Origin of the sequence: Pseudomonas sp. TMW22089 (assembly GCF_022496645.1) — a bacterium.
Taxonomy (GTDB): Bacteria; Pseudomonadota; Gammaproteobacteria; order Pseudomonadales; family Pseudomonadaceae; genus Aquipseudomonas; species Aquipseudomonas paraversuta.
In genome coordinates, this window is the sequence record NZ_SCFG01000023.1 from 1 (window position 1) to 23,436 (window position 23,436).

Consider the following 23,436-nt stretch of genomic DNA (forward strand, 5'->3'; position numbering starts at 1 on the left):
GATTACATCGAGATGTTTTACAACCCAAAACGACGCCACAGTTTCAACAATCAGCTGTCACCGGTAGAGTTTGAAAAGCGTTACGCAGCGAGCCTGGAGAGTGTCTAGGAAACCCGGGGCGATTCACCCTCTGTTTTTTAAATAGTTATAAGAAGTCAACCAGACTTCTATCAATATCTGCCCCCCCTCCTCCAGCTTCTGGCCAGTCGGAAATTATGGTCTAGGCTCTGTTCGCGCCCGTCTGACAAGGATTTGAACGGTTGAGCCCCATGAAAACAAATCTCGCATTCGCCACCCCGCCACACCTTTTACCCACCTTCGCAAGCGTTCAACGTGCGCAGCGTTTTTGCCTGCACCTCTGCCCGACCGGCACTCCAGAACTTAAATTTTTTACCGCACTGTAGATAGGAGGGCTTATGCAGCTCACCCCGAGAGAAATCGACAAACTGATGATTTACACCTTGTCGGACGTGGCATTGCGACGCAAGGCTCGTGGCTTGAAGTTGAACTATCCGGAAGCAGTTTCGATTATCACCGTGACCGCACTGGAAGGCGCACGGGACGGAAAGTCGGTTGAAGACGTAATGAATGAAGCCAGCAAGGTGTTGACCAAAGACGATGTCATGGAAGGCGTCAGTGACCTAATTCCCAACGTTCAGGTTGAAGCGATTTTCACCGATGGCAGCCGCCTGGTTACGGTCCACGACCCGATCAAGTAAAGGCGCCCGCGACATCCGGCTAACGCAAGACAGACCCGTTTTGAGGAATCAGTCATGAGCAGCAAAAAACCCGCGACTCCCGCCAGTGCAGCAAGCCCGCACCAGGATACCCATCCGGATCACAAGATCCCCCATGCCAAAAACCCTGGCGGTGTGCATCAGGGTAATGAACAGGACGTACCGCTGGGTGGCTGCATCTACGCCAGCAGCCCGATCGTGTTCAACGAAGATCGCCCGGTAACCAAGGTCAAGGTGCGTAACACCGGTGACCGGCCGATTCAGATCGGCTCGCACTTTCATTTTTTCGAAGTTAACCGTGCACTTGAATTCGATCGCGCAGAGGCCTTTGGCAAACGGTTGAATATTTCCTCAACCACTGCGATCCGCTTCGAGCCGGGTGACGAGATTGAAGTGTCGCTGGTGCCTTACGGTGGCAAGCAAACCCTGTACGGCTTCAACAACCTGGTGGATGGCTGGGCGCCGGACAAACTGACCAGCAACCATGAACGCCCGGAAAAACTGCAAGCGATCCAGCGCGCGCGCGATCACGGCTTCAAGTTTTCCAAGCCCGCCAAGTAATCAACGCATTCCCATACTTTGCACTCGCGCCGTTGAGTTATTGACGCCCGTGCGGCATTAGAAAGGAGCCACCGATGCCTACCATTTCACGCAAAGAATACGCCGGCCTGTTCGGCCCGACCACGGGCGACAAGATCCGCCTGGGTGATACCAACCTGTTTGTCGAAATTGAAAAGGATTTACGCGGTTACGGCGACGAGTCCGTATACGGCGGCGGTAAATCCCTGCGTGACGGCATGGGCGCCGACAACACCCTGACCCGCGATAACGGCGTACTGGACCTGGTGATCACCAACGTCACCATCATCGACCCGATCCAGGGCGTGATCAAAGCCGACGTCGGCATCCGCGACGGCAAGATTGCCGGGATTGGTAAAAGCGGTAACCCGGGCACCATGAATGGCGTAACCCCGGGCCTGGTGGTGGGTGTGAGCACCGACGCCATCTCCGGCGAACACCTGATTCTGACCGCTGCCGGGATCGACACCCACGTTCACCTGATCTCGCCTCAACAGGCTTATCACGCGCTGTCCAACGGTGTGACCACCTTCTTTGGCGGCGGCATCGGCCCGACTGACGGCACCAATGGCACCACAGTGACCCCGGGTCCCTGGAACATCCGCCAGATGCTGCGCTCGCTCGAAGGCTTGCCGATCAACGTCGGCATGCTGGGCAAAGGCAACTCCTATGGTCGCGACCCGCTGGTCGAACAAGTGATCGCCGGGGTTGCCGGGTTCAAGGTTCACGAGGACTGGGGCGCAACTTCAAACGCCCTGCGTCACGCGCTGCGTACTGCCGATGAACTGGACGTCCAGGTCTCGGTGCACACCGACAGCCTCAACGAATGCGGTTACGTCGAAGACACCATCGACGCTTTCGAAGGTCGCACCATTCACACCTTCCACACCGAAGGTGCGGGTGGCGGTCACGCCCCGGACATCATCAAGGTCGCCAGCCAGACCAACGTGCTGCCGAGCTCCACCAACCCGACCCTGCCCTATGGCATCAACAGCCAGGCCGAGTTGTTCGACATGATCATGGTCTGTCACAACCTCAACCCGAACGTGCCGGCCGACGTGTCGTTTGCCGAAAGCCGGGTGCGTCCGGAAACCATCGCCGCCGAAAACGTGCTGCAGGACATGGGCGTGATTTCGATGTTTTCCAGCGATTCCCAGGCCATGGGCCGGGTCGGTGAAAACTGGTTGCGGGTGATGCAGACCGCCCACGCGATGAAAGCCTCCCGCGGCAAGCTGCCGGAAGACAGCGCTGACAACGACAACTTCCGGGTGCTGCGTTACGTGGCCAAAATCACCATCAACCCGGCTCTCGCCCAGGGCATCAGCCACGTGCTGGGCTCGGTGGAAGTCGGCAAAATGGCCGACCTGGTGCTGTGGGACCCGCGCTTCTTCGGGGCCAAACCGAAGCTGGTAATCAAGGGTGGCATGATCAACTGGGCCGCCATGGGCGATCCGAACGCCTCGCTGCCAACCCCGCAGCCTGTGTACTACCGCCCGATGTTTGGCGCCCAAGGCAAAACCCTGCAAGACACCTGCGTGACCTTTGTCTCCCAGGCAGCGGTGGATGACGGCGTCAAGGAAAAAGCCGGGCTGGAGCGTCAGGTGATGGCGGTGCGCGGTTGCCGGACCGTCTCCAAAAGGGATCTGGTGCGCAACGATAAAACCCCGCATATCGAGGTCGATCCGGAAACCTTCGCCGTGAAGGTCGATGGCGTGCACGCCACGTGCAAACCCATAGATACGGCCGCGATGAACCAGCGTTATTTCTTTGGCTGAGACTGTGGGAGCCGGCCCGGCGATGCAGACCACGCAGTTGCGTCTGTGTCGCCAGGCCCGGCTCCCGCAGGGTGTGGTCCGTAACAATCAAGGAAGGAGTTTGCAACGTGATTTTGATTGAACACATTCTGGGCAATGCCAAGAAAGACCCGGTCTGGAAACAGAAACTGGAAGGCGCCAACGTCGACCTGCTGGTGCTTGACCAGCGTGAAGCGCAAAAAAGCCGCTGCCGGCGCACCAGTATCGGCGGGCTCGATCTGGGGATTTCGCTGGAACGCAACGTAGTGCTGTCCGATGGCGATGTACTGATGTGGGATGAACCATCGCGCACCGCCGTGGTGGTGCAGTTGAACCTGCGCGACGTGATGGTGATTGACCTCAAGGAGCTGAAAAAACAGCCCCTGGACGTACTGATCAAAACCAGCTTCGAGCTGGGCCACGCCCTGGGTAACCAGCACTGGAAAGCGGTGACCAAGAACAACGAGGTGTACATCCCGCTCACGGTCGAAACCAAAATGATGGATTCGGTGATGCGCACCCACGGCTTCCAGCATCTGCCGTACGCCTTTATTGGCGGCGCCGAGATCCTGCCCAAGCTCACCACCTCCGAAGCACGCCTGCTGTTTGGTGGCGCCGAAGAAACCGACACCCACGTTCACGTCGCCAGCCCGCAAGACAAGCTCGATGCTGCCGCCCTCAAGATCCAGGGCCTGCACAGCCATGGCGACGGTATCAGCCACAGCCACGGGCATGACCACGGCCACTCGCACCACGATCACGACCATAAGCATTAAATCCGGCAAGAAGGCGCCTAGATGAACGCATCTGATCTAATTCGCATCATGCAGTTTGGCGATTCCGTATTGCCAGTGGGTGCCTTTTCGTTCTCGAACGGCGTTGAATCCGCCATTCAGAAAGGCATCGTCCACGATGTCGCGACCCTCAAAGGCTTTGTCCTCACCGCCCTCAAACAAGCGGCCAGCTGTGATGGCATGGGCGTGGTCGCCGCCCACCGCGCGGCCAGCAATGATGATCGTGACGGAATTTTGCGCGCCGACTGGGCCGTGAATAACCGCAAGCTCAACGAAGAAAGCCGGTTGATGGCCACGCGCATGGGCAAAAAACTGGCAGAAATGTCGATCCATGTCGTCGAGAAACCGCTGGTGCGCTGGTGGCTGGAGCAGATCAAGGCCGGTAATGCAGCGGGCACCTACCCCGTCACCCAGGCGGTAGTGATGTCGACCCAGGGCATTGGCGCCCGCGAGGTGGTGGTGATGCACCAGTACGGTGTGGCCATGACCATTCTCAGCGCCGCGATGCGCTTGATGCGGGTCACGCACCTGGACACCCAGCACATCCTGTTCGAACTCAACCACGACATTGAAGCGTTCTGCGACATCGCCGAAATCGGTGATATCGAGCAAATGTCGTCCTATGTGCCGATTGTCGACGTGCTGGCTGCCGTCCACGTCAAAGCCCACGTGCGGCTATTTATGAACTGATGCTGCAAGCGAATCCGGATCAACAGCGCTGACCTGAGTCGACGCTGAATCAGCTTCAATTTTTGTTAAGGAATTTATCGTGAAAAAGATTACTCGCATTGGTATTGGCGGCCCGGTCGGCTCTGGTAAAACCGCGATCATCGAAGTGATCACTCCGATCCTGATCAACCGTGGCTACAAGCCGCTGATCATCACCAACGACATCGTGACCACCGAAGACGCCAAACAGGTCAAGCGCACGCTCAAAGGCATCCTCGACGAAGACAAGATTCTGGGGGTCGAAACCGGTGCCTGCCCGCATACCGCAGTGCGTGAAGATCCGAGCATGAACATTGCCGCAGTCGAGGAAATGGAAGAGAAGTTTCCGGACAGCGACCTGATCATGATCGAAAGCGGTGGCGACAACCTGACCCTGACCTTCAGCCCGGCCCTGGCCGACTTCTACATCTACGTGATTGACGTGGCCGAAGGCGAAAAAATCCCGCGCAAGAACGGCCCGGGACTGGTGCAGGCGGACATTCTGATCATCAACAAAATCGACCTGGCACCCTACGTCGGCGCCAGCCTCGATGTGATGGAAAGCGACACCAAGGTGGTGCGTGGCAACCGCCCTTATATCCTCACCAACTGCAAGACCGGCCAGGGCATCGAAGAGCTGGTGGACATGATCGAACACATGTTCCTGTTCGCCCAGAAACCGGCGGCCAAGAGTGAGGTCACTGCATGACAGCCCAATGCCAGATCGTGAACAACCCTTCAAGGCTTCGCGCTCACTCATTGGGTAACGATGCGCCGGAGCTTGCGCAGTATCAGGACGAGCCGCCGCAAATGAGCAGCGGCGCCGTCGGCAAAAGTGGTTACTTGCGCCTTGGTTTTGAAAAACGCGGTAACCGCAGCGTGCTGGCGGACATGGAGCGGCGGGTTCCGTCGCTGGTGCAGCGGGCACTGTATTGGGACGAAATAATGCCCGAACTGCCCTGCGTGACCATGATTTCGACCTCGGGCTGCATCCTGCAGGGCGATCGCCTGGCCACTGATGTCAATGTCGGGGTGGGTGCCTGCGGGCACGTCACCACCCAGTCGGCGACCAAAGTGCACTCGATGAACGCCAACTACGCCTCGCAAATCCAGAATTTTCGGGTTGAAGAAGATGGCTACCTGGAGTTCATGCCCGACCCCTTGATCCCCCATCGCAATGCGCGGTTTATCACCGAAACCAGAATCAGTATCCACCCTACGGCTACGGCGATTTACTGCGAAATCCTGATGTCGGGACGCAAGTATCACCATGTCGACGAGCGTTTCGGCTTTGACGTGTATTCCTCACGGGTCACGGCCGAAAACCTTGAAGGCAAGGAACTGTTTGTCGAGAAGTACATTCTGCAACCGAAAGAGGAAAGCCTGGACGCCATCGGCGTCATGCAAACCTTCGATGTGTTCGGCAACGTCGTGTTGCTGACCCCCAAGGAGCATCACGACCGGATAGTCGAGCGCGTCCCTGCGATCTTCGACATGGAGGCAGGAATTGCCAGCGGTGTCACCCGCTTGCCAAACAACTGCGGGCTGATTTTCAAAGTGCTGGGCAATGACAGCGGTGAAGTCAAAGCGCAGGTGCGCGAGTTCTGGAAAGTCGCCCGTGAAGAGATTCTGGGCCTGACGTTGCAACCGCAATTTTTGTGGCGATAGGAAATACCAAATGGATCCTGTGGGGGCCGGCTTGCCCGCGATAAAGGCAAAGCGGTTTGACTGACACTGCGCAGTGATGCTTTCGCTGGCAAGCCGGCTCCCCTTGCGATGGATCTGGCCAAGTGCACAATCGGGAGAGTCAATATGGATGCTGCATCAGCCCCTACGTCCAAGTGGTCACAGCTGACCCAAGGTAACGTCTTTCTGGAGTTCGTAGACGTTACCCTGCGCGGTTGTGCCCAGGTCATGTTCCAGAACAATCCGCTGACCGGACTGCTGTTTTTTGCCGCGATTTTTGTCGGTGCCTATGGTGAGGGCAACCCCGCGGTGGCCTATGGCGCGGTACTGGGTACTGTGGTTGCTACCCTTACCGGCTTGAACCTCAAGGACCGTAAATCCTGGAAAGCCGGTTTGTATGGCTATAACGGCTGCCTGGTGGGGGCAGCCTTGCCAACATTTCTGGATGTCACACCGGCGCTCTGGCTGTGCATCATCCTCGGCAGCATGGTCTCGGTGATCGTCATGATTTGCATCGCCGACATTCTCAAGACGTGGAAAGTCGCCGCTCTTACCGCCCCTTTCGTGCTGGTGACCTGGATCATGTTACTGGCCAGCTATGCCTTTGGCGGCCTGAACAGCAGCGTCTTGCCGGTACCCAACCTGCCCCATGAGCTGGTCGCGGTGAACAGCAGCCTGTTCGACGGCATCCATTTGGTCGATGGCACCTTCTACGGCATTTCCGAAGTGTTCCTGTTCAGCAGTGTCATTGGCAGCGTGCTGCTGCTGGCGGGGCTGGCGGTGTCCTCGGTATGGGCCGCAGTGTTTGGATTGTGCGGTTCGCTGCTGGCGATTCTGGTGGCCACGGTGCTGCAGGCCGAACACACCAGCGTCAATAACGGGATGTATGCATTCAGTGCCGTACTGACGGCCATCGCCCTGGGTTCGACCTTCAACAAGCCCAGCCGGCGCGTGCTGATCTATACCCTGATCGGGGTGATTTTCACTGTATTTGTACAGGGCGCCTTGAATACGCTACTGGCACCCGTTGGCATCCCGACCCTGACCATGCCGTTTGTTCTGGCGTCATGGCTATTCCTGGTCCCGAACAAGGATGTGATGCCGCATCACCGTCAATAACGCCCGACTTTTACAGGGAATTTTTCAATGACAGCTATCGCCCGGTTAGCGCCCGCTATCGAGTCGTCCAGCACGACGCGGCGCGCCATCTATTTATTGATCGGCCTGATCGCTGCCAACCTGCTTGCCTGGGCCTGGGCTTTTATCGAGTTCGGCGCCAACCCGGTATTGATGGGCACCGCGTTACTGGCTTACAGCTTCGGCCTGCGGCATGCCGTGGATGCAGACCACATTGCCGCCATCGACAACGTCACCCGCAAGCTGATGCAACAAGGCAAAAAACCCATTGCCGTGGGTACCTGGTTCTCCCTGGGACATTCCACCATCGTGGTGCTGGCATCCTTCGCCATTGCAGCCACAGCCATGGCATTCAAGGACGACATGGCCTGGTTCCATGAAACCGGCGGCCTGATTGGCACCCTGGTTTCTTCCGCCTTCCTGCTGCTGTTTGGCCTGCTCAACCTGGTGATCCTGCTGTCGGTGTACAAGAAGTTCAAACAGGTCAAGGCCGGCCAGCAACTGGCCCCCGAAGAACTCGACCTGCTGGTCGCCAACAAGGGTGGATTGATGGCGCGGATCTTTGGCCGGCTGTTCAATCTGGTGGATAAAAGCTGGCACATGTACCCGGTTGGTTTTTTGTTCGGCCTGGGCTTCGACACTGCCACCGAGATCGGCCTGCTGGGTATCAGTGCCACCAGCGCCTCACACGGCATCAGCCTGTGGTCGATCATGGTGTTCCCGGTGCTGTTTGCGGTGGGCATGGCCCTGATCGATTCACTGGACAACTTCGTGATGATCGGCGCCTACGGCTGGGCCTTCTCCAAACCGGTGCGCAAGCTTTACTACAACATCACCATCACCGCCGCTTCGGTGGTGGTGGCCCTGTTTATCGGCGGGATCGAAGCATTGGGCCTGATCGCCGACAAGCTTGAATTAACCGGCGGGATCTGGACCCCGATCAATGCCATCAACGAAAACTTCGGCCAAATTGGCTACTGGATCATCGGCATGTTTGTGCTGTGCTGGCTGATCTCGGGCCTTAACTACTATCTGCGCGGTTACGACCAACTGGGAGCCAATACCTGATGAAATTTGTCACAGTGCGGGCCTGCCGCGGGCAGCCTGCGAAACCTGGCCTAAAATCCATCCACCTCTCAACAGACGCGTCGTAGGTACTATGACTTTATTACAGGACGTAAAAAATCGGCTTTCCTTTGCCTACGGGGTCGCCTTGCTGGTGGCCATCAATGGCTTTCTCTTGTTCTTGCCGGTGCTGCAACGGGGGGTTGCGCACTCCAATGAGGCTGGTGGCTCATTTGACACCTGGAAGGAGGCGCTAAGCTTTTTGGCCTTGCTGGAAATACCCGGGTTCGTGGTGGGCTTTGTTCTGGTGCTGATGTCACTGGGGCTGCTGATCAAGTCCCGCATCAGTTGGTTCTTCGCCCTGTTGCTGCTGGTGGCTACGGTTTGCGTTGATTTTTTCATTCTGAAAAAGCCCGACGGCATCACCTTCTTCTCGATCTTCACCATTGCGGTACTGGCCTTTTATTGGCGCCGGTTTGACCACTACAGCCTGGCCACCGGCAGCTTCTTTGCAGTGGTCAGCATCGCCTCGCTGATTGTCTACAGCACCCTGGGCACGCTTTACCTGGGCGAAGAGTTCGCACCGGCGGTGACAGATCTGCCGTCGGCGTTTTACTTCGCCATTGTGGTGATGTCCACCGTAGGCTTTGGCGACATAGTGCCGCACACCACCGATGCGCGTTTTTTCACCCTGACGGTGATCATTCTGGGCATCACCATCTTCGCGATCTCGGTGGCGTCCATTGCCGGCCCGCTGATCAGCAACAACATCCAACGAATCGTTAAAGGCAGGATTACCCATATGGCCCGTAAAAATCACTACATCCTTGTCGGCGTCGGCTCATTGGCCCAGAACATTTACAAGGGCCTGAGCGATCGTGGTGAGCATGTCACCGTTGTGTGCGCCACGGGCAGCCAGCACGAGCTACCGGAAAAGGCCGACATCATTGAAGGTGATCCATCGTCGGTAGCCACCCTCAAACTGGCCGGGGCCGCGGATGCCAAGTACATCGTGACCCTGTGCGACAGTGACGCCGAAAACGTCTTCACCATTCTGGCGGCCAAGGAAATAGCCGGTGACGACACCCAGATCATCGCGCTGGTCAATGAAACGCGGAACATGCCCAAGGTCAAACGCGTCAACCCGACCATGGTGCTGTCGTTGCCGCTGCTGGGCAGTGAGTTGCTGGTACGCACCCTTGAGGGGGATGAAATCAACAAGGACCTGATCACCGAAATGTTCTTTGGCAAACGTACTTCCCTGGCCTGACCCGGGCTGCAACTGCAGGAGCGAGCTTTTCAGGATCAAAAGATCGCGAACAAGCCCGCTCCTGCAGGGTCAGGGCTTTAATCTGTCGCTGGCAATGGTTTAACCCTGGCTCCGGCGAACAGACCCAGTTCAACCGCGGCAAAACCTACCACCAGGCTGGCCACCAGATAGCAGATGGATAGCAGCACCCCGCCCGGATCTTTCATCATCTCCACCGCACCGAATACAAAACTGGAAAAAGTAGAAAGCCCGCCCATGATCCCGGTGCCGATCATTACGTGTACGTATTGATTGATCCGGTTGCTCTTGAACAGCGAAGTGGCGACGCCCAACAGGAATGCCGCGACGATATTGGCGACAAAAATATCCATGGGAAAACCGTCGGCCAGGCGGGGTATCGACAGCATTACAAACTCGCGGCACATGGCACCGAATGCCCCACCGACGAAAATCAGAATAATCAGATTCAGCATGTTCCCTGCTCCTTGTCAGCGCGCCAGCCAGGCGCCAAATGCGGCAGCGGCCAGACCCACCAGTACCGAAATGATCAGATAGCCGCCAGCCAGTGCACGGTCCCTAGCGTTGGCCAGTTTGGAGGCGTCCAGTTGCATGCTGCTGAACGTGGTATAGCCACCGAGAATGCCGGTGAGCACGGCAGCATTCATTACATCGCCATAACGGTCGCGCCAGTCCACGGCAAACAGAATGCTCAGGTAGCCGATAACAAAGGCACCGCTGACGTTGATCAGAAACGTGCCCAACGGAAATTTGCCTTTATAAAACTGCCCGACCCGCAGCCCGATCCACCAGCGCAGCAGCGAGCCCAGGCCACCTCCCAGCCCCACCCAAAAAACGTCCAGCGCAGTCATGTAGATCCCTCTCGTGTCTGTTGGTTTGGGGGGAACTCTAGTTCATAAGGTCAGTTGTCGCTGACGAGTCACGAAGCTGCGATGGACTGCGCAGCAGACCTTGACGCGACTACGCAACTGCAGGTCGCGAAGAAAAGGAGTAACCTGCCGTCCGGCTTTAATTCCCGCCCCATGGAACCCCTATGTTTCCCAACGCTGAACGCTACAACCACTCCACCGAATACGCCAACAAGCTGGTGGACCGCATTGGCCAGACTCCGGCCTGGATCGCCCAGCGCATCGGCGTGACGGAAAAGCGCATGCGCTACATCCTTGCCGGTTCGCGCACCATCAAGGGTGATACCACCGAGATCATCATGAGTTACGCCGAACAGTTTTGCCTGGAGTGCCTGGCCGCCGAAGCCAAGGCCGCCAAAGACCGCGCCAAGTCCAAGGCAACCCCGGCCAGCGACGCTTAAAACAAGCCCAGCTGCCCGCCCACCAGTGCGCTGAAATCATCGTCGACAAACGCCAGAATCGCGTCCGCCACCGGTTGTAGCTGGCGCGTCAGGTAGTGATCGTAATCCAGCCCGGCCGTGCGGTTCTCCAACGGCTGGGGGCCGGCCAGGGTGATCACGTAGCTGATGGTGCCGCCGTTCTGGTATTGCCGGGGGCGCCCCTGCCGGTCGTTGTACTCGTCCGCCAGCCGCGCGGCCCGCACATGGGGCGGCACGTTGCGCTCGTAGTCACTCAGCTGCCGGCGCAAGCGCTTGCGGTAGATCAGCAGCTCGTCATGCTCCCCGGCCAGGGTACTGCGCACAAAGTCACGCACGTAGTCCTGATACGGCTGGCGATTAAAGATGCGCAGGTACAACGCCTGCTGAAACTGCTGGGCCAGCGGCGACCAGTCACTGCGTACGGTTTCAAGCCCTTTGTAGACCATCTCCCGGCGCCCGTCCGCGTGCGCAACCAGCCCCGCATAGCGTTTTTTACTGCCCTCTTCGGCCCCGCGAATGGTCGGCATCAAAAATCGGCTGTAGTGGGTTTCGAACTGCAACTCCAGCGCACTGCTGAGCCCGTACTCGTCACGCACATGGGCCTGCCACCATTGGTTGACGTGGTGCACCAGTTCGCGTCCGATACGGGCCGCATCGGCCTCACTGTGCTCACTGCGCAGCCAGACGAAGGTGGAATCGGTATCGCCATAAATCACGCTGTAGCCCTGGGCTTCGATCAAAGCCCGGGTCTTGAGCATGATTTCGTGCCCGCGCAAGGTAATGGACGACGCCAGCCGGGTGTCGAAGAAGCGGCAGCCGCTGGAGCCCAGCACCCCGTAGAACGCATTCATGATGATTTTCAGCGCCTGGGACAAGGGGGCGTTCTTCTCCCGCTTGGCGACCTCGCGACCATTGGCTACCCGCTCGATAATGGCCGGCAAACAGTGCCGGGTCCGGGAAAACCTTGCCCCGCGAAAGCCCGGCACCGAGGTCTCGTTACCGGGTTCACGCAACCCTTCCACCAGCCCCAGCGGGTCAATCAGGAAGGTGCGGATAATCGACGGGTACAGACTTTTGTAATCCAGCACCAGCACCGATTCGTACAGGCCCGGCCGGGACTCCATCACAAAGCCACCGGGGCTGGCCTGGGGCGGGTTGTCTCCGACATTGGGGGCAACGAAACCCTGTCGGTGCATCAGCGGCATGTACAAATGATAAAACGCCGCCACCGAGCCGCCGCTGCGATCCGCCTCCAGCCCCGTCACCGAGGCCCGCTCCAGTAAAAAGGTCAGCAGCTGGGTTTTCTCGAAAATCCGCGTCACCAGCTCGCAGTCCTTGAGGTTGTAACGCGCCAGCGCGGGCTTGTCCTCGGCGAACATGCGGTTGATTTCGTCCATGCGCTGGTACGGCGTACTGATGTCCTTGCCTTCACCCAGCAGAGTCTGGGCAACGTTTTCCAGGCTGAACGACGGAAACGACCAGGTCGCCGAGCGCAACGACTCAATGCCATCGATAATCAGCCGGCCCGCGGCACTGGCGAAGAAGTGGTTGTTGCGGGTGCCGTGCTCGCGCCACTGCATCTCGCTGGCGCCGCGGCCCAACAGCAAGGGAATACCCAGGCGCCGGGCATGCTCGTGCAACACCCGCATGTCGAACTGGACCACGTTCCAGCCAATGATCGCGTCAGGGTCGTGCAGGGCCATCCACTGGTTCAAACGTTGCAGCAACTCGCCACGGGTGGCGCAGAACTCCAGGTCGAAATCCACCGCCGCATCGGCCTCGGTGGCCTTGCCCAGCATATACACCTGACGCTGGCCGCAGCCCTGCAGCGCAATCGAGTACAGATCGCCATGGGCACTGGTTTCGATGTCCAGGGACACCAGTTGCAAACGCGGCCGGTAGTCGGGATGGGGCTTCATCCGGGTATTGCGCAGCGGCCCGTCAGCCGCATAGGTGCCGCCGAAGCTCACCGGTGCGGTGATAAAGCGCTCCATCAAAAAGCGCTCCGGGGGGCGGATATCGGCCTCGAACACCTCGACCCCGGCACGCCGCAGGCGCTGGGCGCTATCGATCAGGCGGGCGTGCTGCTGGCAGTAAATACCGAGCACCGGGCGTGATTGAAAATCCTGTAGCGCCAGTTCACGAAACTCAATGCCGGGCTCATCCTGCAGCAGCGCCTGCGCCTGAGAACGCTGGGCTGCCGGGATAAACATGACTGCAGTCTGATAAGGCAGGCGCACGTGCTGCGGCCCGTCATCGGTTGCCAGCCAGAATTCGACCTCAATGCCCGACGGCGTGTCGTGCCAATGCCGGGTGAGGACAAAGCCCTGTCTCAGGTCCATCCGTTACAGCCGGGTTACAGACATGTCGCCAGCATCGCCATACGGCGCATGGCTGCGCTGTCGTCCGGCTGTTTGGCGTAATAACTGACTGCCGTGCCCGTGCCCTGCGGCACCAGATCGGCAAAGGAACTGGCGTCACGGGTGTAAACCGTCAGTTCGCCGGACTTGCCGGAGTTGATATAAGCGCTGGCATCCACCCCGAACACCCCTTCGTCCTGCCACGAGAACTTGATGCACTCAGCCACCAGCGGGGTCGGTTTGGCCGAAGCCAGTACCCGGGTCGGGCTTTTGCTGCGGGCATCATTCATTGCAGGTGAAACGCAGCCGGCCAGCATCGCCACGCCCAAGGCACCGATCAGTAATCGCATTGCAAATCCCCTCGAAAAGTTGAGCACGATAACACGCTGCCTGACTGGCTTAGCGCCCGGATCCATACCCTGGCAAAAAGCGCTGATCACAGCGTCATCCGTTCCAGGCTGTTGCTCAGGTGCAGCAGCATGGCCGCACGCGCCGCATCAGGGTCCTGGCGGCGGATGGCGCGCAGGATGGCTTCATGCTCAAGCACGGCCATTTGCCCCAACTGCTGTAAATCGGCATCACCGCGCTCGTCAGCATTGATCCGGGTCCGTGGTATGACCGTACGGCCAAGCTGACAGATGATGTCAGTGAAGTAGGTATTGCCGGTGGCCTGGGCAATCAGCTTGTGAAAGCGCAGGTCGTGCTCGACGCTGCCATCGTTATTGGCCAGGGCGTTCTGATAGTCATCCAGCGCCTGACGCATCTGCAGCAATTGTTCTTCTGTGCGCCGCCCCGCAGCCAGGGCCGCGGCCTGCGTCTCCAGCCCCATGCGCAACTCAAGAATGCTGCGCACGCTGGCGGCGGTGGCACTGGTCAGGTGTATGCCCTGGGGCTCTTCGCGCTCAAGAACAAAGGTACCAATCCCGTGCCGGGTCTCAACGAAGCCCGATGCCTGCAATCGGGAAATCGCTTCGCGTACTACCGTACGGCTCACCCCCTGCTCGCGGACGATGACCGACTCGGAGGGCAGCTTGTGCCCCGGAGCCAGTTGCCCCAACAGAATCTGCCGGGTCAGTTCGGCCACGATGTCGTGGGCCAGACCCGGCGTGCGCTTGCGTATCGGTTGGTCTTGCATGGCTATTCCCTTCACCTGAGGCGGCTTAATACTATCACCTGGTTCGAGCCTGAGAGGCCTCAACTCGTATGACAACCATGTTAAAACTCAACAAAATTTAAAAAACCCCGGATCCACTCCGCTCTTCCCAACTTCACACCATCGCTAAAACCCTGCCTAACCCCCTGTAAATACACTTAAAAGTATTACAAACGGGGCATTTATAACTTATTGGTTTGTTTCCGGGCATTGCGAGGCGAAAACTCAACTCGTATGATGTCCGTCAACCGGCCGGCCAAGCCACCGGTCAGCCACACCCGCATAAAAATAATCAGTGGGGTCAGATTTGTGAACATTTCCAGCAACGTGTCTGCTGCGCCCGCCAACGATCCTGTTCTGGCGCGCGCGATCCAGAAAGTGAAGAGGCATGTACTGCCGCTCTTCGTCATCATGTTCATCGTCAATTACATAGACCGCGTCAACATCGGCTTTGTACGCTCACATATGGAGCATGACCTGGGCATTGGTGCCGCCGCCTACGGCTTTGGCGCCGGGCTGTTTTTCATTGGCTATGCACTGTTCGAAGTGCCCTCCAACATGCTGCTGCAAAAAGTCGGGGGCCCGCATCTGGCTGACCCGGATCATGTTCACCTGGGGCATCACCGCCACCCTGATGGCCTTTATCCAGAACGAAACCCACTTCTATATCCTGCGTTTTTTGCTGGGCGTCGCCGAAGCCGGCTTCTTCCCGGGGGTTATCTACTATTTCACCCGCTGGTGCCTGGTGCCTGGCGCCGAGCGCGGCAAGGCGATTGCGATCTTCCTCAGCGGTTCCGCGCTGGCATCCCTGATTTCCGGTCCGCTCAGCGGCCTGCTCCTGCAAATTACCGGCATGGGCCTGCATGGCTGGCAGTGGATGTACATCATTGAAGGCATGGCCTCGGTGCTGCTGTGCTTTTTTGTCTGGTTCTGGCTGGACTCCAAACCCCATGACGCCAAATGGCTCAGCCGCCAGGAACAGGATGCGCTGGTCAACGAAATTGACCGCGAACAACGCGAGCGGGATGCCGTCAACACCGTCAAGCCAACCCTGGGCAAACTGCTCAAGGACCGCCAGATCATGTTGTTCTGTGCCATCTACTTCTGCATCCAGCTGACCATTTACGCGGCCACGTTCTGGCTGCCGAGCATCATCAAAAAAATGGGCGACCTGAGCGATATCCAGGTGGGCTTTTTCAACTCCATCCCGTGGCTGATCTCGATCATTGCCATGTATGCATTCGCTGCCCTGGCCAGCCGGTTCAAGTACCAGCAGGCCTGGATTGCAGCTGCCTTGCTGATTGCCGCGCTGGGCATGTTCCTTTCGACCACCGGCGGTCCGATCTTCGCGTTCATTGCCATCTTCTTTGCGGCCATCGGCTTCAAATCGGCGTCGTCGCTGTTCTGGCCGATCCCCCAGGGTTATCTGGATGCGCGCATCGCAGCAGCGGTGATTGCACTGATCAACTCCATCGGCAACCTCGGCGGCTTCGTTGCACCCACCACCTTCGGCTTCCTGGAACAAACCACAGGTTCGATTCAGGGCGGGCTTTACGGCCTGGCCGGCACCTCGATCATTGCGGCCATCATCGTGTTCTTTGCCAAGACCAAACCCAAGCCCGCGGCTGTGATGCCTGCAGCTCTGCAACCCGCCTAGGCCCCTGACTCTTTTAAGGAACACGACATGAATAACGAACACCAGCACCACGCGGCAAAAGCCCCGATTGTCACCAGCCTGCAGGTGATTCCGGTGGCCGGGCATGACAGCATGCTGCTCAACCTCAGCGGTGCCCACGGCCCTTTCTTCACCCGCAACATCGTGATTCTCAAGGACAGCAGCGGCAATACCGGGGTCGGCGAAGTGCCGGGCGGCGAACGTATCCGCGAAACCCTGGAAGATGCCCGCAGCCTGGTGGTTGGCCAACCGATCGGTAACTACCAGAGCATTCTCAATGCCATGCGCACCACCTTTGCCGCCCGCGACTCGGCCGGCCGGGGCCTGCAAACCTTTGACCTGCGCATCACCATCCATGCGGTAACGGCAATGGAAGCCGCCCTGCTCGACCTGCTGGGCCAGTTTCTGCAAGTACCGGTCGCAGCCCTGCTCGGTGAAGGCCAGCAGCGCGACGCGGTAAAGATGCTCGGCTACCTGTTCTACATTGGTGACCGCCAGCAGACCGATCTGGCCTATCGCAGTGAAGCCGATGCCGATGACTGGTTCCGCCTGCGTCATGAACAGGCAATGACCCCGCAAACCATCGTCCGCCTGGCCGAAGCGGCCCAGGCCAAATACGGTTTCAACGACTTCAAGCTCAAGGGCGGGGTATTGCGCGGCGCGGAAGAGATCGAAGCCGTCACCGCCCTGGCCGAACGCTTCCCCGATGCCCGCATTACCCTTGACCCCAATGGCGCCTGGTCACTCAAGGAAGCCATCGGCCTGTGCCGCGATCAACACCATGTGCTGGCCTACGCCGAAGACCCCTGCGGCGCCGAAAACGGTTACTCGGGGCGCGAGGTGATGGCGGAGTTCAGACGCGCCACCGGCCTGCCTACCGCCACCAACATGATCGCCACCGACTGGCGCGAAATGGGCCATGCGATCCAGTCCCAGGCGGTCGATATCCCGCTGGCCGATCCGCACTTCTGGACCATGCAGGGTTCGGTGCGGGTCGCCCAGATGTGCCACGAGTGGGGCCTGACCTGGGGCTCGCACTCCAACAATCACTTTGATATTTCCCTGGCCATGTTCACCCAGGTGGCGGCCGCCGCACCGGGCGAAATCACTGCCATCGATACCCACTGGATCTGGCAGGACGGTCAGCGCCTGACCCGCGAACCGCTGCAAATTGTCGAGGGTCACATCAAGGTTCCGGCCAGACCCGGTCTGGGCGTGGACATTGACATGGACGCAGTGGCCAAAGCCCACGAACTGTATAAAGGCATGGGCCTTGGTGCACGGGACGACAGCGTCGCCATGCAGTACATTGTTCCGGGCTGGAAATACGACAACAAAAAACCCTGTCTTGTGCGCTGAGTTCCATAGCGCGTCTAAAGCCTATCTAGCGAGGATTGAACCGATGTCTACCGTAACAGGCCAAAACTTTATCGGCGGCAGCCGTAGCGCTGCCGGCACAGTCACCCTTGAAAGCCTCGATGCCAGCACCGGCGTTGCCCTGCCCTTTCGCTTTCATCAGGCCACGCCCGAGGAAGTAGACCGCGCCGCCAATGCCGCCGATCAGGCCTTTATCGAATTCCGCCAGCTCAGCCCTGAACGCCGCGCCGAATTTCTCGATGCTATTGCTGACGAAATCGACCAGTTGGGCGACGACTTTGTGGCGCTGGTCTGCCGTGAAACCGCACTGCCCGCCGGGCGTATCCAGGGCGAACGCGGTCGTACCAGCGGGCAGATGCGCCTGTTCGCCAAAGTGCTGCGTCGCGGCGACTTTTTAGGCGCCCGTATCGACCTGGCCATGCCCGACCGCAAACCGCTGCCACGGGTGGACTTGCGTCAATACCGCATCGGCGTTGGTCCGGTGGCAGTGTTTGGCGCCAGTAACTTCCCGCTGGCCTTTTCCACTGCCGGTGGCGACACTGCCGCTGCTTTTGCTGCTGGCTGCCCGGTGGTGTTCAAGGCCCACAGCGGTCACATGGCAACGGCTGACCAGGTCGGTTGCGCAATCATTCGCGCCGCGGAAAAAACCGGCATGCCCAAGGGCGTGTTCAACATGATCTTCGGCGCCGGCGTCGGCGAGCCGCTGATCAAACACCCGGCCATTCAGGCAGTGGGCTTTACCGGGTCGCTGCACGGTGGCAATGCGCTGAGCAAAATGGCTGCCGAGCGCGAGCAACCGATTCCGGTATTCGCCGAGATGTCGAGCATCAACCCGGTGATCCTGCTGCCCCAGGCCCTGGCCGCACGGGGTGGCAAGGTGGCAGGGGAACTGGCCGCATCCGTGACCATGGGCGGTGGCCAGTTCTGCACCAACCCCGGGCTGGTGATCGGTCTGCGCTCCCCCGAGCTGTCGGCGTTCGTCGAAAAACTCACGCAACAGATGGCCGAACAGGCGCCACACACCCTGCTCAATGCGGGCGGTCTGCGCAACTACGCCAAGGGCGTCGAGCACCTGCTCAGCCATAAAGGCATCACTCACCTGGCCGGCCACAGCCAGTCCGGCGCACAGGCCCAGCCACAGCTGTTCAAGGCCGATGTCAGCCTGCTGCTGAACAAGGATCCTTTGCTGCAGGAAGAAGTGTTCGGTCCGGCGACGATCATCATCGAAGTGGAAAATGACGCCCAGCTCAAAGCAGCGCTGCTGGCCCTGCGCGGGCAACTGACCGCCACCCTGATTGGCGAACCGGCCGACCTTGAGCACTACCAGTGGCTGATGCCGATTCTTGAGCAAAAAGTAGGGCGCATCCTGGTCAATGGCTACCCGACCGGGGTCGAAGTCTGTGATGCCATGGTTCACGGCGGCCCTTACCCGGCCACTTCGGATGCACGCGGCACCTCGGTTGGCTCACTGGCCATCGACCGGTTCTTGCGTCCGGTGTGCTACCAGAACTATCCCGACGCCTTGCTGCCGGCAGCGTTGCAAAATCGCAACCCGCTGGGCCTGCAACGTCTGGTTAACGGCGAGTGGAGTTCGAAAGCGATTGCTTAAGGCTTTATGACTGGACGACGGCGCCTGCAACGGGCGCCGTTTTTGTTTCTGCGCTTGTAGAAATTGGATCCGATATCAAATTTAAGGCAAAAAAAAGCCCAAGTAGCTGATGGAAACTTGGGGCTTAAAAATGCATAAACCGTGGTAGGTGAACGCAGGGCGATCTTACCCCAGTGTCACAATAAGTAACAAGTTATTTTGCACAATTTATTTCAAAGCAATACTGACCTAAGTCATTAAATAGTCACATGTTTTCCAACCCGGACTGATTCTGGATGGCCACCATTTGCGGGTTTTTCGTTTTATTTCAAGGGTCTAGCTTGCCAATATCGACTTTATGAGCTTATGAGCAATATGCCACTACTGCTGCCCTGGTAAAAACTGCAGCAGCGAGCCTGCTCGCCGCAGCAGAGTGTCAGAAGCCGATGCATCGACTGACCCACCGCCATCGCTGGCAAGCCAGCCCCCATTGGATACAGGCTCCTGCAGGATTGGGCTGTCAGCCCGGGAAATTGGCGCGCAACGCTGTCAGGCCGACCTGGTAGACACCCGTGAACAGTTCCTGTGCCTCGCCTTCAGTGACACCGAGCGCCGTGAAATGACCGGACCATCTCACTCGCGCGCCGTCACCCAGGGCCTCAACGCTCAAGGTCGCCAGATAGTCCTGCACCGGAAAAGGGGACTCGGTCAGGGAGTAGCTGTAGGTTTTAGCGGCGTTATCGAAGGTTTGCAGACGCTCGACAATCACCGTGCCATCCTCGGTGCGCAGGTTGCGCAAGCGCCCGCCTTCACTGAGTTCGCTTCGGGTGACGATCGGCAACCAGTCGGGCAGGCTATTGAAGCCACCGATCAATTGCCAGACCTGGTCGGCCGAAGCCGGGATGTCGATTACCGCTGATGCCGTTGCCATGTGATCTGTGTCTCCGGGTAACTGAAAAAGAAATGAAGCGCCATGCTGTCGACCCTACCACCGCAGCCCCGCAAGACCACGATTACATTGACAAGATCAAACTCGATACTGACCGATCTGCAGTCAAAACCCGAATAAGACTTTAGCCGCCTGCCCCTGCAGCGACTGCAGCAATGGCGCCGGGCATTGCAGGGCCTGCAACTGCTCAATCACCCGGGCATAGTCAATAGTGTGTTCATGCTGGGTATGCGGCCAGTCACTGCCCCACACCAATCGGTCCGGGCCAAAGCTCTGCACCAGCAAGGGCAATGCCGCCCGGGCAAACTCGAGGTTTTGCCGCTCGCTGCCACCCAGACGATAGATGCCAGAGACTTTCACCCATACCCGACCGCTGCGTCCCAGTTCGAGCATTTGCGCAAAACCGGGTTGATCCAGACCCAGACGTGCGTCCGGGCGGCCAAAATGATCAATCACCACTTTGACCCCGGACGCCAGTAGCTGACATGCAAGATCCGGCAGGTCCTCGATCTGACGGTGCAACTCGACATGCCAGCCCAGCCCGGCAATGCGACCCAGAAAGTCTTTCCAGACTGGCTCGGCCAGGTCCGGCAAGGCCTTGCCCATCAAGTTCAGGCGCACCCCGACCACGCCCTGGCGGGCCATGTCGTGCAGCACCCCGGGCTTGACCCCGGGTTCCAGCACCACCACCCCGCGCAGTTGCCCGGGCGCCTGTTCCAGCGCTGCCAGCAGGTAGCTGTTATCGGTGCCCAGAAAGCTGGGCTGCACCAGCACGCCGTGACTCAGACCGTGGTCGCCCAGGTATTTAAAGTACTGCGCCAGGGTCGCGTCATAGTCCGGGGTGTAACGCCGGGCCGCGCTCAGGTTCAGCTCGCGACTGAATACATGGGCATGACTATCGATGCCGGTCAGGGTTGTGGAACGGGGATCAGACATGGATTTCATCTACAAAAGTAAGCGGCTTCAGGCACGGGCGCCCTCTTTGCCAAGGGTGTCGTCCGGGATCACGGACGTGGATTTTTCAAGGCTGCGGCCACGGGTTTCCGGCAAGCAAAGGGCGGCGAGAACGGCCACGCCATAGGCGATGCCGGCGTCGATGCCAATCGCCGAGCCCAGGGACATGGACTCGCTCATATGCCCGACCAGGAACGGGAACACCGCCGACAGCACCCGGCCAAAGTTGTAGCAAAAACCCACACCGGCACCGCGCACGTCCGCCGGGTACAGTTCGTTAAACAGGGCCCCAAGGCTTGCGGGAATACCGGCGGCAAAGAAGCCCAGCGGGAAGCCGAGAAACAGCATCTGGGTATTGCTCAGCGGCAGGAACACGTAGCACTGCACCGTGACCACACAGCACAACGCGAACAGCACAATGTTCTTGCGACGCCCGATACGGTCGATCAACAAACCGCTGACCACGCAGCCGCACCAGAAGGCAAAGATAATCACCGCCAGATAACCGCCGGAGTTGAGTACCGACAGGTTGCGCTCGGTTTTAAGGAAGGTCGGCAGCCAGGTCATGACCGCGTGGTAACCACCGTGGGCGCCCAGCCCCAGCAGCCCCCCGAACAGGGTCACGCGGATCAGTTCCGGGCGGAAGATGCCCGCCAGGGATTTGAAGAAGCTTTGGGGGATGACACGTTCCTTTTGCATGCGCTGGAAGCTGTCGGGCTCCTCCACATTGCGCCGCACCCAGATGATCAGGAACGAAGGCAGCAACCCGACCACGAACATCACACGCCAAGCCATGTCCTGCGGTACCAGCGAATAGATCAGGGCGAACACCCCGACCGCCAGACCCCAACCGACCGCCCAGGCGCTTTGCACGGTGCCCATGACCTTGCCGCGATATTTCGGGTTGATGGTCTCGGCCATCAGTACTGCGCCGGCCGCCCATTCGCCACCGATGCCAAACCCCTGCAGCGCCTTGACGATCAATAGTTGATGGAAGCCGGTGACGAAGGCTGACAGAAAGGTGAAGAACGAGAACCAGAGAATCATCCACTGCAGCGTGCGCACCCGACCATAGCGGTCAGACAGCGTGCCGCCGACCCAGCCACCGATCGCCGACGTCACCAGGGTGACAGCGCTGATCAATCCTGCATCGCCCTTGGTCAAGGCGAAGGCGGCAATCAGCGCCGGAATCGCCAGACCGAACATTTGTACTTCCAGCGCGTCGAGGGACCATCCGCCGAAGCAGGCCCAAAACGTTTTTCGCTCCCGGGGAGTGACCTGCCGATACCAACTGAACATGATTCTTATCCTTATGGGTGGAACCTGAGGCAGCCGAACGCGAACCGCGCCGCTATCGGGCCAGTCATGACAAACACAACGATGAACCCCCTGCCGGCCAACGGGCCCACAGGGGTGGGGGGTTAACGGATATCCACGCTGTAACGGAAATGCTCGGCATGCCCGCGCGAGCGTCGCCACTCCAGCGGCGTACCGGCGTAATCCCGGGCCAACCGCTCGATCACCACCACCGGGCTGTTGACCTCGACCTGCAGCAGCCGGGCATGCACTTCATTGACCGATTCGGCGGTCAGGGTTTCTTCGGCATAGGCCACAACCTGGCCGCACATCTCTTCGTAGATGGGATACAGCAACGGCCCCTGCTCACTCAGATCGATCTTGAGCAGCGGTTCGAAACGGCTGCGGGGCAGCCAGATTTCTTCGGCAAGCAGCGGCTGAACTTCCAGCAGGCGAATACGCACAATCCGGATCACTGCTGCATCGACAGCCAGCCCCAGCGCCTGGGCCACTGCCGAGGGCGCAGCCACGGGCTCGACGCTGAGGATGCGACTTTGCGGCACCAGGCGTTCGCCGGAGGCAGTCTGAAAGCGGAAAAACCGGAACAGCGAAGATTGAAACTGGGGACGGCGGACAAAGGTACCGCGACCCTGTTGGCGTTCCAGGACGCCATCACTGACCAGCATGTCTATGGCTTTGCGCACGGTGCCGGTGGACAGGTGATATTGCGCAGACAGCGCAGCCTCGGTAGGAATCACCTCCCCCGGGCGCCAGCGGTTCCTGGCGATCTGCTCAGCCAGATGGTCACGCAGGCGTTGGTAATGCGGCAGGCGGGTATCACTAGAAAGAGCATTCATAGACTTTATGCGCCAAGTTATATAGTCATATATATGAATATTGGCGACGAGTATTTCCTCATCGCCAATGATTGTCAATATGGATCGGAATATTCACCCTGGTAATCCGTAGT

At 59.0% G+C, this 23,436-nt stretch carries 22 protein-coding genes and 2 pseudogenes; 15 read left to right on the forward strand and 9 right to left on the reverse strand.

The features are described from left to right. The 11 genes and pseudogenes from EQV90_RS17675 to kch all read left to right on the forward strand — a co-directional run. Positions 1-108, forward strand: a 108-nt coding sequence (locus EQV90_RS17675) for an IS3 family transposase (RefSeq protein WP_138762977.1), incomplete at its 5' end; no start/stop codon positions are given. A gap of 308 nt (positions 109-416) precedes the next feature. Next, a complete protein-coding gene (locus tag EQV90_RS17680) occupies positions 417-719 on the forward strand; it encodes an urease subunit gamma (RefSeq protein WP_003444963.1) in 303 nt (100 codons plus the stop codon). A gap of 54 nt (positions 720-773) precedes the next feature. Continuing rightward, a pseudogene (gene ureB, locus EQV90_RS17685) lies at positions 774-1,193 on the forward strand (urease subunit beta); the annotation flags it as partial. A gap of 179 nt (positions 1,194-1,372) precedes the next feature. Continuing rightward, entirely contained in the window at positions 1,373-3,091 is a 1,719-nt protein-coding gene (locus tag EQV90_RS17690) for an urease subunit alpha (protein ID WP_003444965.1), read from the forward strand. 107 nt (positions 3,092-3,198) lie between these two features. Beyond that, positions 3,199-3,885, forward strand: coding sequence for a hypothetical protein (gene ureE / locus EQV90_RS17695; protein ID WP_003444967.1), 687 nt, complete (start codon positions 3,199-3,201; stop codon positions 3,883-3,885). A 21-nt stretch (positions 3,886-3,906) separates the two neighbouring features. Continuing rightward, positions 3,907-4,593 (forward strand): urease accessory protein UreF, encoded by a 687-nt coding sequence (locus EQV90_RS17700; protein ID WP_003444968.1) that lies wholly within the window; start codon positions 3,907-3,909, stop codon positions 4,591-4,593. Positions 4,594-4,672: 79 nt separating this feature from the next. Further along, positions 4,673-5,320, forward strand: a complete 648-nt coding sequence (gene ureG, locus EQV90_RS17705) for an urease accessory protein UreG (RefSeq protein ID WP_003444969.1) — start codon at positions 4,673-4,675, stop codon at positions 5,318-5,320. Beyond that, positions 5,317-6,279, forward strand: a complete 963-nt coding sequence (locus tag EQV90_RS17710) for an urease accessory protein UreD (RefSeq protein WP_029612920.1) — start codon at positions 5,317-5,319, stop codon at positions 6,277-6,279. Before ureG ends, EQV90_RS17710 begins: the two co-directional genes overlap by 4 nt. A gap of 144 nt (positions 6,280-6,423) precedes the next feature. Further along, the gene (gene yut, locus EQV90_RS17715) at positions 6,424-7,416 is read left to right on the forward strand and encodes an urea transporter (protein ID WP_127196404.1); all 993 of its coding nucleotides are present in this window, start codon (positions 6,424-6,426) and stop codon (positions 7,414-7,416) included. A 27-nt stretch (positions 7,417-7,443) separates the two neighbouring features. Then, positions 7,444-8,502, forward strand: a complete 1,059-nt coding sequence (locus EQV90_RS17720; RefSeq protein ID WP_003444972.1) for a HoxN/HupN/NixA family nickel/cobalt transporter — start codon at positions 7,444-7,446, stop codon at positions 8,500-8,502. 91 nt (positions 8,503-8,593) lie between these two features. Next, complete coding sequence (gene kch / locus EQV90_RS17725) at positions 8,594-9,769, forward strand: voltage-gated potassium channel protein (RefSeq protein WP_003444973.1); 1,176 nt, start codon at positions 8,594-8,596, stop codon at positions 9,767-9,769. A gap of 77 nt (positions 9,770-9,846) precedes the next feature. Here the strand turns inward: kch and crcB are convergent, their stop codons facing one another. Both crcB and EQV90_RS17735 read right to left on the reverse strand, forming a co-directional pair. Further along, positions 9,847-10,242, reverse strand: coding sequence for a fluoride efflux transporter CrcB (gene crcB / locus EQV90_RS17730; RefSeq protein WP_003444974.1), 396 nt, complete (start codon positions 10,240-10,242; stop codon positions 9,847-9,849). Between the two features lie 15 nt (positions 10,243-10,257). Beyond that, positions 10,258-10,638 carry a CrcB family protein gene (locus EQV90_RS17735; protein ID WP_003444975.1) on the reverse strand — a complete coding sequence of 127 codons (381 nt, stop codon included), beginning with the start codon at positions 10,636-10,638 and terminating at the stop codon, positions 10,258-10,260. 182 nt (positions 10,639-10,820) lie between these two features. Between EQV90_RS17735 and EQV90_RS17740 the strand changes: the two genes are divergently transcribed. Beyond that, complete coding sequence (locus EQV90_RS17740) at positions 10,821-11,096, forward strand: hypothetical protein (RefSeq protein WP_003444976.1); 276 nt, start codon at positions 10,821-10,823, stop codon at positions 11,094-11,096. Here the strand turns inward: EQV90_RS17740 and EQV90_RS17745 are convergent. The 3 genes from EQV90_RS17745 to EQV90_RS17755 form a co-directional block, all read right to left on the reverse strand. Further along, entirely contained in the window at positions 11,093-13,456 is a 2,364-nt protein-coding gene (locus EQV90_RS17745) for a DNA polymerase II (protein WP_240878491.1), read from the reverse strand. The genes EQV90_RS17740 and EQV90_RS17745 overlap by 4 nt on opposite strands. A gap of 14 nt (positions 13,457-13,470) precedes the next feature. Next, positions 13,471-13,824, reverse strand: a complete 354-nt coding sequence (locus tag EQV90_RS17750; protein ID WP_003444978.1) for a hypothetical protein — start codon at positions 13,822-13,824, stop codon at positions 13,471-13,473. Positions 13,825-13,910: 86 nt separating this feature from the next. Next, a complete protein-coding gene (locus EQV90_RS17755; RefSeq protein WP_003444979.1) occupies positions 13,911-14,609 on the reverse strand; it encodes a FadR/GntR family transcriptional regulator in 699 nt (232 codons plus the stop codon). A 327-nt stretch (positions 14,610-14,936) separates the two neighbouring features. On the opposite strand from EQV90_RS17755, the pseudogene EQV90_RS17760 reads away from it, so the two are divergent. The 3 genes and pseudogenes from EQV90_RS17760 to EQV90_RS17770 all read left to right on the forward strand — a co-directional run bounded on the left by EQV90_RS17760 (position 14,937) and on the right by EQV90_RS17770 (position 19,288). Further along, positions 14,937-16,284, forward strand: a pseudogene (locus tag EQV90_RS17760) (MFS transporter). Between the two features lie 27 nt (positions 16,285-16,311). Next, positions 16,312-17,661: a glucarate dehydratase gene (gene gudD / locus EQV90_RS17765; protein ID WP_003444981.1), complete on the forward strand. Its 1,350-nt coding sequence runs from the start codon at positions 16,312-16,314 to the stop codon at positions 17,659-17,661. A gap of 43 nt (positions 17,662-17,704) precedes the next feature. Continuing rightward, a complete protein-coding gene (locus EQV90_RS17770; protein ID WP_240878492.1) occupies positions 17,705-19,288 on the forward strand; it encodes an aldehyde dehydrogenase (NADP(+)) in 1,584 nt (527 codons plus the stop codon). A gap of 499 nt (positions 19,289-19,787) precedes the next feature. Here the strand turns inward: EQV90_RS17770 and EQV90_RS17775 are convergent, their stop codons facing one another. From EQV90_RS17775 to EQV90_RS17790, 4 genes are all read right to left on the reverse strand, one after another. Next, positions 19,788-20,198, reverse strand: coding sequence for an SRPBCC family protein (locus EQV90_RS17775; RefSeq protein WP_240878493.1), 411 nt, complete (start codon positions 20,196-20,198; stop codon positions 19,788-19,790). A 123-nt stretch (positions 20,199-20,321) separates the two neighbouring features. Beyond that, positions 20,322-21,152 carry an amidohydrolase family protein gene (locus tag EQV90_RS17780; RefSeq protein ID WP_240878494.1) on the reverse strand — a complete coding sequence of 277 codons (831 nt, stop codon included), beginning with the start codon at positions 21,150-21,152 and terminating at the stop codon, positions 20,322-20,324. A 27-nt stretch (positions 21,153-21,179) separates the two neighbouring features. After that, the gene (locus EQV90_RS17785; RefSeq protein ID WP_003444993.1) at positions 21,180-22,469 is read right to left on the reverse strand and encodes an MFS transporter; all 1,290 of its coding nucleotides are present in this window, start codon (positions 22,467-22,469) and stop codon (positions 21,180-21,182) included. 122 nt (positions 22,470-22,591) lie between these two features. After that, positions 22,592-23,323, reverse strand: a complete 732-nt coding sequence (locus EQV90_RS17790) for a GntR family transcriptional regulator (protein ID WP_240878495.1) — start codon at positions 23,321-23,323, stop codon at positions 22,592-22,594. Between the last annotated feature and the right edge of the window lie 113 nt (positions 23,324-23,436).

Bases quoted from the DNA above. Each gene is read 5' to 3' on its own strand.
- EQV90_RS17680 (WP_003444963.1), top strand. From the start codon at position 417: ATGCAGCTCACCCCGAGAGAAATCGACAAACTGATGATTTACACCTTG.
- EQV90_RS17690 (WP_003444965.1), top strand. From the start codon at position 1,373: ATGCCTACCATTTCACGCAAAGAATACGCCGGCCTGTTCGGCCCGACC.
- EQV90_RS17700 (WP_003444968.1), top strand. From the start codon at position 3,907: ATGAACGCATCTGATCTAATTCGCATCATGCAGTTTGGCGATTCCGTA.
- EQV90_RS17710 (WP_029612920.1), top strand. From the start codon at position 5,317: ATGACAGCCCAATGCCAGATCGTGAACAACCCTTCAAGGCTTCGCGCT.
- yut (WP_127196404.1), top strand. From the start codon at position 6,424: ATGGATGCTGCATCAGCCCCTACGTCCAAGTGGTCACAGCTGACCCAA.
- EQV90_RS17720 (WP_003444972.1), top strand. From the start codon at position 7,444: ATGACAGCTATCGCCCGGTTAGCGCCCGCTATCGAGTCGTCCAGCACG.
- kch (WP_003444973.1), top strand. From the start codon at position 8,594: ATGACTTTATTACAGGACGTAAAAAATCGGCTTTCCTTTGCCTACGGG.
- crcB (WP_003444974.1), bottom strand. From the start codon at position 10,242: ATGCTGAATCTGATTATTCTGATTTTCGTCGGTGGGGCATTCGGTGCC.
- EQV90_RS17735 (WP_003444975.1), bottom strand. From the start codon at position 10,638: ATGACTGCGCTGGACGTTTTTTGGGTGGGGCTGGGAGGTGGCCTGGGC.
- EQV90_RS17740 (WP_003444976.1), top strand. From the start codon at position 10,821: ATGTTTCCCAACGCTGAACGCTACAACCACTCCACCGAATACGCCAAC.
- EQV90_RS17745 (WP_240878491.1), bottom strand. From the start codon at position 13,456: ATGGACCTGAGACAGGGCTTTGTCCTCACCCGGCATTGGCACGACACG.
- EQV90_RS17750 (WP_003444978.1), bottom strand. From the start codon at position 13,824: ATGCGATTACTGATCGGTGCCTTGGGCGTGGCGATGCTGGCCGGCTGC.
- EQV90_RS17755 (WP_003444979.1), bottom strand. From the start codon at position 14,609: ATGCAAGACCAACCGATACGCAAGCGCACGCCGGGTCTGGCCCACGAC.
- gudD (WP_003444981.1), top strand. From the start codon at position 16,312: ATGAATAACGAACACCAGCACCACGCGGCAAAAGCCCCGATTGTCACC.
- EQV90_RS17770 (WP_240878492.1), top strand. From the start codon at position 17,705: ATGTCTACCGTAACAGGCCAAAACTTTATCGGCGGCAGCCGTAGCGCT.
- EQV90_RS17775 (WP_240878493.1), bottom strand. From the start codon at position 20,198: ATGGCAACGGCATCAGCGGTAATCGACATCCCGGCTTCGGCCGACCAG.
- EQV90_RS17780 (WP_240878494.1), bottom strand. From the start codon at position 21,152: ATGTCTGATCCCCGTTCCACAACCCTGACCGGCATCGATAGTCATGCC.
- EQV90_RS17785 (WP_003444993.1), bottom strand. From the start codon at position 22,469: ATGTTCAGTTGGTATCGGCAGGTCACTCCCCGGGAGCGAAAAACGTTT.
- EQV90_RS17790 (WP_240878495.1), bottom strand. From the start codon at position 23,323: ATGAATGCTCTTTCTAGTGATACCCGCCTGCCGCATTACCAACGCCTG.